Raw genomic sequence first — 15,974 nt, 5'->3', positions numbered from 1 at the left:
GCTGGCCGCCAGCCTTCAACGTTTCGGCGAGATGGGGAGATAGCAAGCCGGAAGGTCGTAGCACTTTAGTTGCAATCGGAACGAAGGCTGTTCCCGCCTGGAATGAGTCCTATTCCCTGTCGGAAAGAACAGGCGCGTCGGACGCCGATGCGCCAAAAGAAAACGGCGCCGCATCGCATGCGGCGCCGTCGACGATCGACAGGTTCGATCGAGAATTCGTGTTCAGCGGCGCTTACCGGCGACCCGCATCTCCATGTACTGCACGGCCTCGAGCAGGACGCGGCGCGGCCGCTCGGCGTCGCGCTTGGCCTGCTCGGCCTTGCGCTGCACCTCGCGCTCGATCTCGGCCAGACGCTCGGCCTCCTCGCGCGCAGCCTGCTCGATGGCGGCGATGCGCTCGGCCTCCAGGCGCTCGGCTTCCTTCTTGGCATCGCGCTCGGCCCGCGCGGCGGCGATCGCCTCGCGTTCGGCCCGACGCTGCACCATCACCGGATCGTCTGGTCCGGGACGCTTCTTGAAGCGCTCCAGCAGGGCCTTCTTCGCATTAGCGGAATTGGCCTGGCGATCAGTGAAATGGCGGTCGTTCGGATTCTTCAAGGTCAGCCTTCAGGAGTTGCTCGGGCGAAAGTGCCGCCCGCGCGCTGCAGATAGGGCAGTTCGCGGGATATTTGTAGTGAAATCAGCGCGGGGCCGCTGCGCTGGCAGCGCGGGGCTTGAGCACTTTCGGCTTCGGCGCGGCGATCAAGCCTTCGCGCTGAGCCTGCTTGCGGGCGAGCTTGCGGGCGCGGCGGACGGCCTCGGCCTTCTCGCGAGCGCGCTGCTCGGAGGGCTTCTCATAGGAAGCGCGACGCTTCATCTCGCGGAACACGCCTTCGCGCTGCAATTTCTTCTTCAGAACGCGAATGGCCTGATCGACATTGTTGTCGCGCACGAGAACCTGCATCCGTGTCTCCAGCTTTGCAGGATGGAAGGAAAAAGGGTCAGGCAAAGCCCGACCCTTAGGATTTGTGCGTCGCGGTAGCAGAAATCCCAGACCAGCGCCACCCCTAATCGTATCAGGCTCGGCGCATAGCGAACCCGTGGCAGGTCGAACGCGTGGCATGGAACGATCCGCCATGCACCCTCGAGCCCTCATTCGATCGCGCCGCGCATCATGGATTCGCAAGCGGCCAACGAGCTCTTCCCCATATCCGCGTCGTCATCGGCATGGTGATCGGCCTCGGCATCACCCGGCTGCTCACGGCATCGCCTCAAGCGGCCGGCACGGTGGAGTCACGACTGCGCAGATTATCTCATTCAGGTTCCGCTCGGCCTCGGGCTCTGCCTGCTCGCCTCGCTCTACGCCCACAGGCGCCTGCAGTTCGCGATGGCCCTGCTGCACATCGCCTATCGGCTCTGCTGGACGGCACGCGTGGTGACCGCGCCGCTGTAGAGCACGCCGCGCCCGGCACAACGGCATTGCGCCCGCGCAGCTTTACAACGCCGGCAATTTGGCCAAGGAACGGCGGCGGGCATTATCCTGCCCATCCGAAGCCCGGTCCGCCCGTGAACCTGCCTGCCCTCGACCAGTTCCGCCGAATCGTCGTCAAGGTCGGCTCTTCCCTGCTCGTCGACCGGGCGCAGGGGCGCCTGCGCCATGCCTGGCTCGCGGCGCTCGCCGAGGACCTCGCCGAATTGCATGGCCGCGGCGCCGATGTCCTGGTCGTCTCCTCCGGCGCGATCGCGCTCGGCCGCACCGTGCTGAAGCTGCCGGCCGGCCCGCTCCGGCTCGAGGAAAGCCAGGCTTCGGCAGCGGTCGGCCAGATCGCGCTCGCCCGCAACTGGTCGGAAGCGCTCGGCCATCACGGGCTCAATGCCGGCCAGATCCTGCTCACCCTCGCCGATACCGAAGAACGCCGGCGCTATCTCAACGCCCGTGCGACCCTGGGCCGCCTGCTCGATCTGCGCGCCGTTCCGGTGATCAACGAGAACGATACCGTCGCGACCTCCGAAATCCGCTATGGCGACAATGACCGGCTCGCCGCCCGCGTCGCCACCATGGCCGGCGCCGACCTGCTGGTGCTGTTCTCCGACATCGACGGCCTCTACACCGCCCCGCCCCTTTCCAGCCCGGATGCCAGGCATATCCCGGTCATCGCCGCGATCACGCCTGCGATCGAGGCGATGGCCGGCGGTGCGGCGTCCGAGCTTTCGCGCGGCGGCATGCGCACCAAGATCGAGGCCGGCAAGATCGCCACCGCCGGCGGCGCCCATATGCTGATCGCCGACGGAAGGGCCAAGAACCCGCTGCGCGCGGTCGCGCAGGGCGCGCGCTGCTCCTGGTTCCTCAGCGCCTCGACGCCCGCGACCGCCCGCAAGACTTGGATCGCCGGCTCGCTCGAGCCGCGCGGCACCTTGCATGTCGACGACGGCGCCGCTCGCGCCCTGCGGGGCGGCGCCAGCCTGCTGCCGGTCGGCGTCACCCGGATCGAAGGCGCCTTCAGCCGCGGCGACGCGGTGATGATCCGAACCGGTGACGGCAGCGAGCTTGGCCGCGGCCTCGTCGCCTATGATGTGGACGAGGCGGTGCGCGTGCTCGGCAAGGCCTCCCGCGATATCGAGGCCGTGCTCGGCTACCCCGGTCGCGCCGAGATGATTCACCGGGACGACATGGCGCTGCGCCTCGGCTACGATCCCGATGCCTAAGCAGAGTTCAGGGCGGCGATGACCCAAGAGAACGCACGGCAGAACGCCAAGCGCGTCCCCGCGCCCGACAATGAGAACGGCGATGTCGCCGCGCTGATGCACGGGCTCGGCCGGGGTGCCCGCGCTGCCGCGCGCTGCGTCGGCACCGCATCGGCCGAGCAGCGCAACCGCGCCCTCGCCGCGATGGCTGAAGCCCTGCGTGAGCGCGCTCCGGCGATCCTCGTCGCCAACCGGCAGGATCTCGCCGATGCGCGCGCTGCCGGCCTCGCCGCCTCCTTCATCGACCGCCTTGCTTTGGACGATTCCCGCCTCGAAGCGATCGCCCAGGCCGTCGCCGATATCGCCGCCCTGCCCGACCCGGTCGGCAAGGTGCTGGCGAAGTGGACGCAGCCGAACGGCCTCGTCTTCGAGCGCGTCGCCACACCGCTCGGCGTCGTCGCGGTGATCTTCGAGAGCCGCCCCAATGTCACGGCGGACGCCGGCGCGCTCTGCCTGAAGAGCGGCAATGTCGCGATCCTGCGCGCCGGGTCCGACAGCTTCCGCAGCGCCAGCGAGATCGCTGCCGCCATGCAGGAAGGCCTCGCGGCCGCCGGCCTGCCGCGCGAAGCGATCCAGCTCGTGCCCAGCCGCGACCGCGCCGCCGTCGGCGACATCCTGAAAGGGCTGGACGGCACTGTCGACGTCGTCGTGCCGCGTGGCGGCAAGAGCCTGGTGGCGCGCGTGCAGCAGGAGGCGCGCGTGCCGGTCTTTGCCCATCTCGACGGCAACAACCATGTCTATGTCCATGCCGCCGCCGATCTCGCCATGGCCCGCGCGATCCTCATCAACGCCAAATTGCGCCGCACCGGCGTCTGCGGCGCCGCCGAGACGCTGCTCGTCGACGAGGCCTGCACGGCGACACATCTGAAGCCGCTGGTCACCACCTTGCTCGACGAGGGCTGCGCTGTGCGCGGCGACGCGGCGACGCTCGCCGTCGACCCGCGCGTCACGCCGGCCGGCGAGGCGGACTGGCGCACCGAATATCTCGACCGCATCATCGCGGTGAAGACAGTGCCCGGGCTCGACGCCGCGATCGCCCATATCGAGACCTATGGCTCGCACCACACCGATGCGATCGTGACCGCCGACGAGGCGGCGGCGACCCGTTTTCTCGCCGAGGTCGATTCGGCCATTGTCCTGCACAACGCCTCGACCCAGTTCGCCGATGGCGGCGAGTTCGGCTTCGGCGCCGAGATCGGCATCGCCACCGGCCGCATGCATGCGCGCGGCCCGGTCGGCGTCGAGCAACTCTGCTCCTTCAAATACCGGGTCCATGGCCAGGGTCAGGTCCGCCCGTGAGCGCCGAAGAGCTGCGCCTGCCGCCGCACGCCCCCGGTCTGCGCATCGGATTGTTCGGCGGCACCTTCAACCCCGCCCATGACGGCCACCGCATGGCGAGCCTGACGGCGCTGCGCCGGCTGCAGCTCGACCGTGTCTGGTGGCTGGTCACCCCCGGCAACCCGCTGAAGGACAATCACGCCCTGCCGCCGCTGACGCAGCGCATCGCCCAGGCCCGGGCGCTCGCCGACCATGGCCACATCAACGTCACCGGCATCGAGGCCACGCTGCGCACCCGTTACACCGCCGACACGCTGCGCCAACTCAAGCGCCGCTGCCCCGGCGTGCGCTTCGTCTGGATCATGGGCTCCGACAATCTCGCGAATTTCCACCGCTGGAACGAATGGCGCGCCATCGCCCGGATGATGCCGATCGCGGTGATCGACCGCCCCGGCTCGACCCATCGCTCGATCGCCTCGCCCGCCGCCAACTGGATGGCGCGCTGGCGTTTGTCGGAGAATCAGGGTGCCGCCTTGCCGGTTCGCACCCCGCCCGCCTGGATCTTCCTGCACGGTCGGCGCTCTGATCTGTCCTCGACCTATCTGCGCGAACTCGCCGAAACCAATTGAACTCGCCCCCTCCGACGCTTAAATTGAGGGTGTCGCGCCATGAGCGCGTCGTCACGTGAGGATACGGCTCTGAACCGTCAATCCATCGGCGAAGCCGGCACCGAGCCGCTTCCCCCGGCCGCCATGACCGAGAACCCCGCCGCGAGCAGCATCGCGCTCGCCCTGCAGGTCCTGGACGACATGAAGGCCGAGGACGCCACCGTGATCGACCTCGTCGGCAAGACCTCGTTGGCCGACGCCATGATCATCGCCTCCGGCCGGGTCAACCGCCATGTCGCCTCGATCTCCGACAGTCTCGTCGAAGCCTTCAAGAAGGCCGGCCATGAGACGCCGAAGGTCGAGGGTGTCCCCGCCTGCGACTGGGTGCTGATCGACACCGGCGACCTGATCATCCACATTTTCCGTCCGGAAGTGCGCCAGTTCTACAATCTCGAGAAGATGTGGGGCGCCGACCGGCCGCGCGAGCGCCTCGACGGCTGAGTCCCGGTTCCCGTGCGACTGTCGGTCATCGCGGTCGGCCGCCTCAAGGACGGGCCGGAACGTGACCTTTGCGCCCGCTATCAGGAACGCGCGCAAGGCCTGGCCCGCGGGCTCGGCCTGAGCGGCCCCGAGGTCGTCGAACTCCCCGAAGGCCGTGGCCGGCGCACTGAAGAACGCCGCCGCGAGGAGGCGAAGCTGATCGGCGAGCGCCTGCCGCCGTCGGGCCTCGTCATCGCGCTCGACGAGCGCGGCCGGAGCCTCGACAGCGACACCTTCGCCAACCGCCTTGCCGCCGCGCGCGATGCCGGCACCCCCGCAGCAACCCTGCTGATCGGCGGCGCCGACGGGCTCGACGCCGAGCTGCGCGAGCGCGCGGCGCTGGTGCTTTCCTTCGGCGCGCTGACCATGCCGCACCAGATCGTCCGCGCGCTCGTACTCGAACAGCTCTATCGAGCGATGACGATCATGGCCGGACATCCCTATCATCGCGCATGACCCGCCATTCCCGGCTGATTCGCATCGCACGCATGCTTCGGCTCTGGCCGGCGCTGCTGTGCGCCTGCCTGGCAGCCGGCCATGCCCTCGCCCAAAACGCCCCCACCCCTGATCCGGAGGAGGCCGCCCGCGACACCGAGCAGAAGCGCGAGGAGAAGCGCGCCCGCGAGGCCGAGCTCAAGGCGATCGAGGAGCGCCTCGCCGGCAATGCCGATGCCCGCGTCAAGCTGGAAGCCGAGATCGCCGGCATCCGCGCCGACCGGACCAAGCTCAACCAGGCCCTGCTCGACACCACTGCCCGCACGCAGGCCGCCGAAGGCCGCATCGCCGGCATCGAACAGCGCCTTTCGCTGCTGCAGACCAGCGAGACCGCGATCCGGCGTTCGCTTGAGAGCCGACGCGGCCTGATCGGCGAAGTTCTGGCGGCACTCCAGCGCATCGGCCGCCGGCCGCCGCCGGCTGTGCTGGTCAGGCCGGAGGACATCCTCGAAGCGGTGCGCGCCTCGATGCTGCTCGGTGCCGTCGTCCCGGATCTGCGCCAGGAGATCACCATCCTTGGCACCGACCTCGCCGAGCTGGTGCGCCTGCGCGAGGCCATCGCCGAGGAGCGCAAGAGCATCGCCGGTGAGATGGAAGCGCTGGCCGGCGAGCGCCGCCGCCTGGCTTCGCTGATCGAAGCCAGACGTGCGCGCGAGACCAGCGCTGCCCAGGACATCGAGGCGCAGCGGGCCGCCGGCGGCGAGCTCGCGGCGCAGGCACGAACGCTGCGCGACCTCGTCGACCGGATCGAGAAGGACATATCCACCGCCAATCGCGCCGCCGATGCGGCGCGCCGCGCCCTCGAAGCGGAGACCCAGGAGCAGCGCCAACGCATGGCCCAGCTCGCCTTCCGTGATCCGGCCCGGCTCGCGCCCAAGGCGGCCTTCCAGGAATTGCGCGGCATGCTGCCCTTGCCGGTCACCGGTTCACAATTGCGTGGATTTGGCGCGGCCGACGACGTTGGCGCCGCCACGCGTGGAATTTCGCTTTCCACACGCGCCAATGCCGTGGTTTCGTCACCTTCCGATGGCTGGGTGGTCTATGCGGGGCCGTTCCGCTCCTTTGGCCAACTCTTGATCCTCAATGCCGGCAATGGTTACTATGTTCTTCTGGCAGGCATGCAGCGCATCGACGTATCGTTGAACCAGTTTGTGCTGGCCGGGGAGCCGGTCGCTGTGATGGGCGAGACTGCGGAAGCGGCCGCGACGAATGTGGGAGCGGGGACCGGCGAACCGGTCCTCTATATCGAGTTCAGGAAAGACGGCGTCTCGATCGATCCGACGCCGTGGTGGACGAAATCGCAAGGCGAAAAGGCTCGCGGATGATGCGCAAGGTTTCTCTCGTTCTGGTCGGCGCCATCGCCGGCGCGGGCCTCACCGGTGTGGTGACCCAGACCAAGCTGCTCTCCTCGACCAGTGCGGTCGCGGCCTCGGCCGAGGTCTATCGCAGCCTCAACCTGTTCGGCGACATCTTCGAGAAGATCCGTACCGACTACGTCGAGAAGCCAGACGAGCAGAAGCTGATCGAGGCCGCCATCAACGGCATGGTCTCCTCGCTCGATCCGCACTCGGGCTATCTCGATGCCAAGAGCTTCCGCGACATGGACATCGACATGCGCGGCCAGTTCGGCGGGCTCGGCATCGAGGTGACCATGGAGAACGAGGTTCTCAAGGTCGCCAAGCCGATTCGAGACACGCCCGCCGCCAAGGCCGGCATCCTGGCCGGCGACATCATCCGCAAGATCGACAATGACGAGGTCAAGGGCCTCAGCCTGAACCAGGCCGTCGAGAAGATGCGCGGCATCATCAACACGCAGGTCAAGCTGACGATCGAGCGCACCGGCAAGACCGAGCCGCTGGAATTCACCCTGACCCGGTCGAACATCGTCGTCCCGGCCGTCGAGGAGCGCGTCGAGGGCGATGTCGGCTACATCCGCATCGGCACCTTCAGCGAGCAGACCTATGAGGGCCTGCGCAAGGCGCTCGACAAGGTCAACGCCGAGATCGGCTTCGACAAGATCAAGGGCTACATCATCGACCTGCGCAACAATCGCGGCGGGCGCCTCGACCAGTCGGTGCTGGTCTCGGATGCCTTCCTCGAGCGCGGCAAGATCGTCTCGACCCGCGGCCGCAACGCCGAGGAAACCCAGGTCTTCAACGCCAAGTCGGGTGATCTGACCAAGGGCAAGCCGGTCGTCGTGCTGATCAACGGCTCCTCGGCCTCGGCCGCCGAGATCGTCGCCGGCGCCCTGCAGGACCATAAGCGCGCCACCGTCATGGGTTCGCGCTCCTTCGGCAAGGGCTCGGTCCAGACCGTGATCCGCCTCGGCGACAATGGCGGCCTCAGGCTGACCACGGCGCGCTACTACACCCCGTCCGGCAACTCGATCCAGGCCAAGGGCATCACGCCCGACATCGAGATCATCCAGGACGTGCCGGCCGAGCTGAAGGACAAGGTCGAGAACAAGGGCGAGGCCTCGCTCAAGGGCCATCTGCGCAATGGCGACGGCAAGGAGGAGCAGGCCGGCTCGCCGTCCTATGTTCCGATCGATCCGGCCAAGGACACCCAGCTCGCCGCGGCGCTCAACCTGCTGCGCGGCAAGAAGGACGTCGCCCTGCCCGCGACGCCGGCACCTGCCACGCCCGCTCCGGCTCCTGAGGCCGGAAAGTCCGACGGCGAAAAGAAGTCCGACTGAGCCAACAGGCCCTTTCCGGCCCAGCTATTCGGCACTTGCGCAACGGCCGCAGGAGATTGTTTCCCCTGCGGCCGATTGATTGTTGATTCCGGCTCGAATCATCCGACTCTAGCGCTGCGAACTGATTCGCAGATGTTGTGACGTCGAAGAGGACGGCGCCTCTTGGCCGGATTGCCGCTCAGCGAACTCGACCAGCCGCTCGGGCAGGCGAAGCGCGCCCGCGCGCGCAAGCCCTATGGGCGCTGGCTCCGGCGCGGCCTGACCGGCGGACTGGCGGCTCTCTTCATCGGCCTTATCCTCTACGCGGCACTGAAACGCGATCCCGACGGCGGCGAACCGATCGCAACCGCCATGATCCGCGAGCGTCCCGTCGCACCCGATATTGCCAAGGCCCCGCCCGAGCCCGCACAGCGCGATGATCGGCGCGGCCCGGCCAGCGCCAGCCAGCTGGAGACCGAATCCGGCGTCACCGTCGTCCGCCCGGGTTCGGACGCGCCCGGCGCGATCGTCATCACCGTCCCCGACGATGGCGCGGTCAAGCTCGCTCCGGCGCCGGACAAGCGCCTGGTCGAGCGCACCCGGCACGGCCTGCTGCCGAAGATCGGCCCGGATGGCGCGACACCGGCGCAGGTCTATGCCCGCCCGCTCGGCCCTGCCCCCGCCGGCAAGCCGGCCGGCCGGATCGCGATCCTGGTCGGCGGGCTCGGCATCAGCCAGAGCTCGACCAGCGAGGCGATCGCGCGCCTGCCGGGGCCTGTCTCGCTCGCCTTCGCACCTTATGGCGCCGAGCTGGAGAAAACGGTCCAGCGCGCCCGCGGTGAAGGCCACGAGGTCTTCCTGCAGGTGCCGATGGAGCCGTTCGACTATCCCGACAACGATCCAGGTCCGCATACCCTTCTCACCGGCCAGAAGGGCGGCGACAACCCCGACCGGCTGCAATGGGTGCTCGGCCGCTTCTCCGGCTATGTCGGCATCGTCAATTTCCTCGGCGGCCGTCTCACCGCCGACGACATGGCCCTGACGCCGCTGCTGCGCGAGCTTGCCGGACGCGGGCTGATGGTCGTCGACGACGGTTCCTCGCCGCGCAGCCTGCTCGCTTCCGCAGCGGCGCGCGCGCAGATCCCGGCGCTCAAGGCCGACCTATCGCTCGATACCGTCCCGCGGCCCGAGGCCATCGACAAGGAGCTGCAGCGTCTCGAGACGCTCGCCCGCGACCAGGGTGCGGCCGTCGCCACCGCCAGCGCCCTGCCCGTCACGGTCGAGCGTATCACCCGCTGGGCCCGCACGCTCGAGGGCAAGAACCTGGTTCTCGTCCCGGTCAGCGCCGCCCGCGGCTTCCGCAACCCTTCGACCACCGGTTCGCTGCGATGACGAAACCGCCCGCCGGCTACCGCCCCTGCGTCGGGCTGGCCCTGTTCAATCCGGCCGGCCTCGTCTTCGTCGGCCGCAGAGCCAATCGCAGCCTGCGCGAGCACACCGCGCCAGGCCATGAATGGCAGATGCCGCAGGGCGGCATCGATGCCGGCGAGCAGCCCATCGAGGCGGCCTATCGCGAGCTGCGCGAGGAGACCAATGTCTCGTCAGTGTCGCTGCTCGCCGAAGCGCCGGAGTGGCTGAGCTATGATTTGCCCTATGAGATCGGCAAGGAAGCCTGGCGCGGGCGCTATCGCGGCCAGTCGCAGAAATGGTTCGCCTTCCGCTTCGATGGCGACGAGAGCGAGATCGACATTCTCAACCCCGGAGGCGGCCACAAGCCCGAGTTCGACGCCTGGCGCTGGGTGCCGCTCGCGGAGACCACGGAACTGATCATCCCGTTCAAGCGCGAGGTCTACCGCGAGGTGGTCCGCCTGTTCGCAGGTGTCGCGCGATGAGCGCCCGGCGCAAACGGCGGGACCGTCATGAAACCCTTACATGGCGGCCCGATTCTGGATCGATGACCGATTCGGTGCAGAATCTCTACGCGGCCGTGCTTTCGGCCCGCAGCCGCGACCCCGCTTTGTCGCGAACCGCCAAGCTGATCCGCGAAGGCACGCCGAAAATGGCCAAGAAGCTCGGCGAGGAAGCGGTCGAGGTCGGGATCGAGGCCGTGCAGAACAACCGCCCGGCGGTGGTCCGCGAAAGCGCCGATCTCATCTACAATCTCGTCGTGCTCTGGAGCGAGCTCGGCATCACGCCCGGCGAGGTCTGGCGCGAGATGGACCGGCGCGAGGCGCTCTACGGCATCGCCGAGAAACTGCCGAAATCGCGGCATGGCGGCCGCCACCTGGCTGTGCCGGACTGCGGGGCAAGCAATGAGGGAGCAAGACAGGATGCCTTGCAGCCGCTGCTCCTGCGCGGCAAGCGGGGCTGATGGCCGCTTCGCCACCGCTTGTCACAAGGTTCGACAAGAAAGCGAAGGAAGTCGGCAAATCGGGCTTGCCAAGCACAGTGGGAGCCGTTAAATCCGCATCCGTCAGCCGATCGCGGCCTTCGAAACCGCTTCCGTTGTCACGCGCCCGTAGCTCAGCTGGATAGAGCATCAGACTACGAATCTGAGGGTCAGAGGTTCGAATCCTTTCGGGCGCGCCACTACTTCCCGTCTAACTCATTGGCAATAAACCGTTTTCAAGCGGGGCATTCGCCGTGGGTAGACCGGAGGGTAGACCAAAAGGGACTCACACCTTTGCCAAGCGTGGGGTGTTTTATTTCTCCCGTCGGGTCTCGAAAGCGCTTCAGCCGCAATTCGATCGGGCACGCGTTGTGACCTGTCTGCACACGCGCTCGCCTACGCGAGCGCAGACACTCGCGGCTGCCTTGTCGGTCCAGTTGGAGATGGTCTGGGCCCAGATGCGCCTTGAAGGCGAACCTCATATCGCTTCCCTCGCGAAGTAGGCTGCGGCCTTCTTTAGAATGTCGCGCTCTGTAAATAGGCGTCGAACCGGGACCCCATATCGGCGTGCAATAGGGACCCCCTTTGCGGGTTGGGGGGCGGTTGTCCCGGTAGTCCATAGGAGGGACCCACGGCCGGCGCCGCGCGCCCCCCTCAAGCGCTGGCGGTGCCGGCCGTGGGAGGTTCCTGTGGACCCACCGGGTCAACCGCCGGGTGGGGGGTCTGGGGGGAGGGTTTTAGCTCCGGTTTCTGAGCCGCCAGCTGTCGTTGCCAGTCTCGACGATGTCGCAGTGATGGGTGATGCGGTCGAGCAGCGCGGCCGTCATCTTGGGGTCGCCGAAGACGGTCGGCCATTCACCGAACGCCAGGTTCGTGGTGATGATCACCGAGGTGCGCTCGTAGAGCTTGCTGACGAGGTGGAACAGCAACTGGCCGCCCGAGCGGGCGAACGGCAGATAGCCGAGCTCATCGAGCACGACGAGGTCGAGGCGGGAGAGCTGGGCCGCAAGCGTACCGGCCTTGCCGAGGCGGCTCTCTTCCTCGAGCCGGTTCACCAGATCCACGGTGTTGAAGTAGCGGCCGCGGGCGCCGGCACGCACGACGCTGGCGGTGATTGCGATCGCCAGGTGAGTCTTCCCAGTCCCGGTGCCGCCGACCAGGACGATGTTGCGCTGGCCGGGCAGGAACGAGCCGGCATGTAGCGAGCGCACCAGTTGTTCGTCGATCAGCGTCCCCTCGAACACGAACGCATCGATGTCCTTCACCGCCGGCAGCCTGGCCGCGGTCATGCGATAGCGGATCGATGCCGCATGGCGATGGGCAGCCTCAGCGCGCAGCAGATCGGTCAGGATCTCCATGGCGGTGCGCTTGCGCTGGATGCCGGTGGTGACCGCCTCGTCGAAGGCGCCAGCCATGCCCTTGAGGCCCAGGCCGCTCATGGCGGCGATCATCTCATGCCGCTGCACGGGCGCCTCGCAGCAGGTCGTAGCGAGCACAGTCCGCGGCCGGCGGGCGGCTGAGCGCCAGCGCTTCGGACGTGGCGATGGTCGGTGGCCGGGGCGGCTCACGACGCCGTGCCAGGATATTGAGGATCACGTCATCGCTGGCAGCACCGGCGGCCAGCGCCTCGCGGATCGCGGCCTCGACCGCTTCGAGCCCGTCGGTCAGCACGGCAGAGAGCACGCGCACGAACCGGCGGTCGGCTTCATCGCCCGTCCCCAGCTTGCGCCTGAGCCGCGCCAGTGCCGGTGGCAGATCCCAGTCCTGGAACGGTGCCCCGTTCCTCAAGGCGCCCGGCTTCTTGGCCAGCACTGGCAGGTAATGCCAGGGATCAAGGATCATCCGATCCCGGCCGAAGAAGCGGGGATGCTCGGCGACCACCTCGTCGTCCAGGCGCACCACGATCCGGTCGGCGTAGGCGCGCACCTGCACCGCGCGTCGGGCCGCCTTGGCCATGACCGAGTAGCGGTTGCGGTCGAAGCTTATCAGGCAGGTGCCGGTCACCGCGTGCGGCGTCTCGTGGAAGCCATCGAACGGCGCCAGCATCACCTGGAGCGACGGGCGCTCGGCGTCCCATGCCTCGGCGATGGTCAGCTCGCGCTGATCGGGATGAGGATGCAGCGCTGCCCAGCGGCGGCACTCAGCCTCCAGCCACCCATTCAGCTCCTCCAGGCTCGCAAAGCGCAGCCGGGGCTGGAAGAACCGGCCCCGGATCGTCTGCACCTGGTGCTCGACCTGGCCCTTCTCCCAACCGGCCGCCGGCGAACAGGCGACGGGCTCGATCATGTAGTGGTCGGCCATGATCAGGAACCGGCGGTTGAAGACCCGCTCCTTGCCCGTGAACACCGTCGTCACCGCGGTCTTCATGTTGTCATAGATCCCCCGCGTCGGCACGCCGCCGAAGAAGGCGAACGCCCGCGCGTGGGCATCGAAGACCATCTCCTGCGTCTCGCGAGGATAGGCCCGCACGAACACCGCCCGCGATGCGCAAAGCCGCATATGCGCGACCTTCACGCGCATCGGCTTGCCAGCGATCTCCACATCCTCGTGGCTCCAGTCGAACTGGTATGCCTCGCCGGGCCGGAACATCAGCGGGATGAACGCCGCTGCGCCGTCGCCCGCATCCTTGCGCCGGTTATCCAGCCAGCGCTTCGCATAGCGCCTCACTGCATCGTAGGAGCCGTCGAACCCCTCGCGCAGCAGCAGGTCATGGATCCGCGTCATCCGCAGCCGCTCGCGCCGGGGCCGTGCCTCGTTCTCCGTCAGCAGAGTGTCTAGGCGCTCCTGGAACGGGCCGATCCGGGGAAGCGGCTGCACTGACCGCCGATAAGCAAAGCCCGCCTCCGGAGCGCGGATCGCCTTCCTCACCACCTTGCGCGACACCCGCAGGTCTCGCGCGATCGCCTTGATCGACTTACCATCGGCGTGCTCGCGCCGGATCCTTACCACCGTCTCCAAAATCAACATCCCGATCCCGCCGCTTGGCTACAACCAAGCCGACGCACCTAAACCATCGAGATGGGGGTCCCTTTTAGACGCCGATCACCCCCATAACGGGGTTCTTTTTGCACGCCGATCCACAAGCAGGCTGTAGGCAATCAAGCCCGCCCCACCGGCAACAGAGAGCCAAAGCTCAATACCCTGAAAGCCGAGCAGGAATGGCAGCGCAATAAGGGCGGCAGCGGCGACATAGTCAAGCACGCCATGCAGCGCAGGGGTAAGGAATTGCAGTTTCATGGCAAGGGTTCCCTATGGAAGTGATTGAGGAGCGGGCCGATGTCCTGCACCGGCCCGCACGCATTATGATCAGGCCGCAACCGCCACATCGACGACCGGGAAATCGATCTTGGTCTGGGCGACGTTGTTCATGAAGTTGGTCAGAACATTGTGCGCGACGTTACCGACGATTTCGACGATGCGGGCGTCGTCGAGGCCGGCAAGGCGGGCTGCTGACAGATCGCTGTCGCTCACCTGACCGCGTGTTTCAACGATGCGCAAGGCAAGCGTCGCGATCGCATCGTCGAGGGGATCTTGGCCCTTGCCCAGACGGGCGGCGCGGATAGCCTCTGGCGAAAGGCCGGCACCTTTCCCGAGCAGCGTGTGCGCCGACAGGCAATAGTGGCAGCTGTTGTACTGGGCGACGGCAAGCGCAACGATTTCGCGCTGTGCAGCGGTCAGCACACCACTTCCCAGTGCATCTGCGAAGGCGAGGTTGCCATTCAACACGGCAGGAGCATGAGCGAAGGTCGCAAAAAGGTTCGGGACCATGCCAATCTTCGCCTTAACAGCGCCGAGGGTGGCCTGGACGCCGGTGTCGGCAGTGGCGAGTTCTACGGGGTTGATGCGGGGCATTTGCGTTTCCTCTGTTGGTCAGTGCGGGCTTGCACAACGCCTCTATCGGCTGTTATCGGTGCAGATTGGTGCCAACTTCATTGCAGATCGTTCACATGGACATCTTTGCCGCTCTCTTTGCCCACACTGCCGTGAGCGCCCGGACATTCTTTACCGGCAACTTGTGTACGACCGCGCAATTTGCCGATTGCGGCTACCTCCACCTTCTCAAGAGCGGCGCGTTGACGCTGAGCCGATCTGGTGAGGCCGATCTCATTCTGAACGAACCAACGCTGCTCTTCTTCCCGCGCGGACAGGCGCATCGGTTCACTGGCGCTGCGGAAGGCGGGGCTGATCTGGTCTGCGCGAAGGTCGATCTGGGCGGCGATAATGGCAACCCGATTGGCGAAGGACTGCCCGACCTTGTCATCCTGCCGCTGGCCGAGAACCCGACGCTGGGGCCCGCCTGCGATCTTCTGCTTGTCGAAGGATTTGGCGACAATAATGGGCGTCAGGCCGCCATCGACCATTTGTTCGACTATCTCTTGATCCTGGTAGTGCGTCATGTTGTCGCCAGTGGCCTGGTGAATGATGGTGTGCTGGGCGGCCTTGCCGATCCGCGATTGGCCAAGGCGCTGACGGCGATGCACGAACAGCCAAGGCATTCGTGGACTCTTGATGATCTGGCAGAGGTGGCCGGCATGTCGCGCACCCGTTTTGCCACGCATTTTCGCGCCTGCGTTGGGCGGACGCCGATCGACTATCTGACCCGGTGGCGAATGACGATTGCGCGTGACCTTCTTGCCGCAGGCAAGCCGGTCAAGACCGTGGCCGACAGCGTCGGATATGATAGTGCCGCAGCCTTCTCACGGGTGTTCGCTCGCGTCACGGGAGAAGCACCGCGCCAAGTGAAGCAGAGATTAAGGTAACATGATCAGTTGGTAGACATGGATGCGGCAGTGAACGCGAGACCGCCTGGACATGGATCGCGCGGCGGCATGGCTGAATGCTGGGCTAGGATGCAAGCTGCGGTACCCAACACCAGCATTGCGCGCGCGTTCGATTGAGCGAGCACCTTCCGCCTTGGCCGATCAGTATCGCTGATAGGACCGCATGCCGGAAAGACGGATCGAACTAGGACATAAATGGGGATCATTGGATATGGCGCTCAGACGGGACGGAGGCGCGTTATGACCCCGAATGGTGCATCGCTGGGCTCGAAAACATTGCTGTGCGTCCCAATCAGGGCACATTGCACTGTGCGTTGACGCCGTGAACCTAGCCAACCGGCTTTGCCAAATCCAACTCAACAGCCGGTACCTGCTCCATCGTCGCCTTCCTGTCTGACTTATTCGCAGAAGATCCCGTAAAGTGGAGACCCCTCCACCACATTAAATGGGCCCTTTTCCGACCGCTTGTCACTTGCCCATTGGCG

The 15,974-nt window shown here is 66.7% G+C and carries 18 protein-coding genes and 1 tRNA gene; 13 read left to right on the top strand and 6 right to left on the bottom strand.

Annotated elements, in window-relative coordinates; genetic code table 11:
- Nucleotides 1-222: 222 nt before the first annotated feature.
- Nucleotides 223-597, bottom strand: a complete 375-nt coding sequence (locus CXY91_RS17470) for a DUF6481 family protein (protein WP_244543923.1) — start codon at nt 595-597, stop codon at nt 223-225.
- A gap of 82 nt (nt 598-679) precedes the next feature.
- On the bottom strand, nt 680-943 hold the full coding sequence (rpsU, locus tag CXY91_RS17465) for a 30S ribosomal protein S21 (protein ID WP_091838241.1): 264 nt from the start codon (nt 941-943) through the stop codon (nt 680-682).
- Between the two features lie 602 nt (nt 944-1,545).
- Between rpsU and proB the strand changes: the two genes are divergently transcribed.
- The 12 genes from proB (at nt 1,546) to CXY91_RS31320 (ending at nt 11,211) form a co-directional block, all read left to right on the top strand.
- Nucleotides 1,546-2,685 (top strand): glutamate 5-kinase, encoded by a 1,140-nt coding sequence (gene proB / locus CXY91_RS17460; protein ID WP_199777485.1) that lies wholly within the window; start codon nt 1,546-1,548, stop codon nt 2,683-2,685.
- A 96-nt stretch (nt 2,686-2,781) separates the two neighbouring features.
- The gene (locus CXY91_RS17455; protein WP_100962743.1) at nt 2,782-4,023 is read left to right on the top strand and encodes a glutamate-5-semialdehyde dehydrogenase; all 1,242 of its coding nucleotides are present in this window, start codon (nt 2,782-2,784) and stop codon (nt 4,021-4,023) included.
- A complete protein-coding gene (locus CXY91_RS17450; protein ID WP_091838246.1) occupies nt 4,020-4,631 on the top strand; it encodes a nicotinate-nucleotide adenylyltransferase in 612 nt (203 codons plus the stop codon). Before CXY91_RS17455 ends, CXY91_RS17450 begins: the two co-directional genes overlap by 4 nt.
- A 123-nt stretch (nt 4,632-4,754) precedes the next feature.
- Complete coding sequence (rsfS, locus tag CXY91_RS17445; protein WP_091838248.1) at nt 4,755-5,111, top strand: ribosome silencing factor; 357 nt, start codon at nt 4,755-4,757, stop codon at nt 5,109-5,111.
- A 12-nt stretch (nt 5,112-5,123) separates the two neighbouring features.
- Nucleotides 5,124-5,606, top strand: a complete 483-nt coding sequence (rlmH, locus tag CXY91_RS17440; RefSeq protein ID WP_100962523.1) for a 23S rRNA (pseudouridine(1915)-N(3))-methyltransferase RlmH — start codon at nt 5,124-5,126, stop codon at nt 5,604-5,606.
- A 32-nt stretch (nt 5,607-5,638) separates the two neighbouring features.
- Nucleotides 5,639-6,970 carry a murein hydrolase activator EnvC family protein gene (locus tag CXY91_RS17435; RefSeq protein WP_100962742.1) on the top strand — a complete coding sequence of 444 codons (1,332 nt, stop codon included), beginning with the start codon at nt 5,639-5,641 and terminating at the stop codon, nt 6,968-6,970.
- Complete coding sequence (locus tag CXY91_RS17430; protein WP_091838379.1) at nt 6,970-8,340, top strand: S41 family peptidase; 1,371 nt, start codon at nt 6,970-6,972, stop codon at nt 8,338-8,340. The genes CXY91_RS17435 and CXY91_RS17430 overlap by 1 nt, the downstream gene beginning before the upstream one ends.
- A gap of 162 nt (nt 8,341-8,502) precedes the next feature.
- A complete protein-coding gene (locus CXY91_RS17425) occupies nt 8,503-9,711 on the top strand; it encodes a divergent polysaccharide deacetylase family protein (protein ID WP_100962522.1) in 1,209 nt (402 codons plus the stop codon).
- The gene (locus tag CXY91_RS17420) at nt 9,708-10,211 is read left to right on the top strand and encodes an RNA pyrophosphohydrolase (protein ID WP_100962521.1); all 504 of its coding nucleotides are present in this window, start codon (nt 9,708-9,710) and stop codon (nt 10,209-10,211) included. Before CXY91_RS17425 ends, CXY91_RS17420 begins: the two co-directional genes overlap by 4 nt.
- A 62-nt stretch (nt 10,212-10,273) precedes the next feature.
- Nucleotides 10,274-10,690 carry a phosphoribosyl-ATP diphosphatase gene (gene hisE / locus CXY91_RS17415; protein WP_100962520.1) on the top strand — a complete coding sequence of 139 codons (417 nt, stop codon included), beginning with the start codon at nt 10,274-10,276 and terminating at the stop codon, nt 10,688-10,690.
- Nucleotides 10,691-10,831: 141 nt separating this feature from the next.
- Nucleotides 10,832-10,908 (top strand) — tRNA-Arg (locus CXY91_RS17410).
- 54 nt (nt 10,909-10,962) lie between these two features.
- Nucleotides 10,963-11,211, top strand: a complete 249-nt coding sequence (locus tag CXY91_RS31320) for a DUF6538 domain-containing protein (RefSeq protein ID WP_465246871.1) — start codon at nt 10,963-10,965, stop codon at nt 11,209-11,211.
- 234 nt (nt 11,212-11,445) lie between these two features.
- Here CXY91_RS31320 and istB read toward each other — a convergent pair whose 3' ends face one another.
- From istB to CXY91_RS17390, 4 genes are all read right to left on the bottom strand, one after another.
- Nucleotides 11,446-12,174: an IS21-like element helper ATPase IstB gene (gene istB, locus CXY91_RS17405; RefSeq protein WP_100962519.1), complete on the bottom strand. Its 729-nt coding sequence runs from the start codon at nt 12,172-12,174 to the stop codon at nt 11,446-11,448.
- The gene (gene istA / locus CXY91_RS17400; protein WP_100962518.1) at nt 12,161-13,675 is read right to left on the bottom strand and encodes an IS21 family transposase; all 1,515 of its coding nucleotides are present in this window, start codon (nt 13,673-13,675) and stop codon (nt 12,161-12,163) included. Before istA ends, istB begins: the two co-directional genes overlap by 14 nt.
- Before the next feature lie 75 nt (nt 13,676-13,750).
- Nucleotides 13,751-13,945: a hypothetical protein gene (locus CXY91_RS17395; protein WP_100962517.1), complete on the bottom strand. Its 195-nt coding sequence runs from the start codon at nt 13,943-13,945 to the stop codon at nt 13,751-13,753.
- Between the two features lie 69 nt (nt 13,946-14,014).
- Nucleotides 14,015-14,560 carry a carboxymuconolactone decarboxylase family protein gene (locus tag CXY91_RS17390; RefSeq protein WP_058456592.1) on the bottom strand — a complete coding sequence of 182 codons (546 nt, stop codon included), beginning with the start codon at nt 14,558-14,560 and terminating at the stop codon, nt 14,015-14,017.
- Nucleotides 14,561-14,655: 95 nt separating this feature from the next.
- Here CXY91_RS17390 and CXY91_RS17385 point away from each other — a divergent pair, with 95 nt between their 5' ends.
- A complete protein-coding gene (locus CXY91_RS17385) occupies nt 14,656-15,468 on the top strand; it encodes an AraC family transcriptional regulator (RefSeq protein ID WP_100962516.1) in 813 nt (270 codons plus the stop codon).
- The last annotated feature ends 506 nt before the right edge of the window (nt 15,469-15,974 follow it).

This window comes from Allobosea sp. FBZP-16 (assembly GCF_002831785.1).
Lineage (GTDB): Bacteria > Pseudomonadota > Alphaproteobacteria > Rhizobiales > Beijerinckiaceae > Allobosea > Allobosea lupini.
This window is presented reverse-complemented; position numbering and strand designations above follow the sequence as displayed.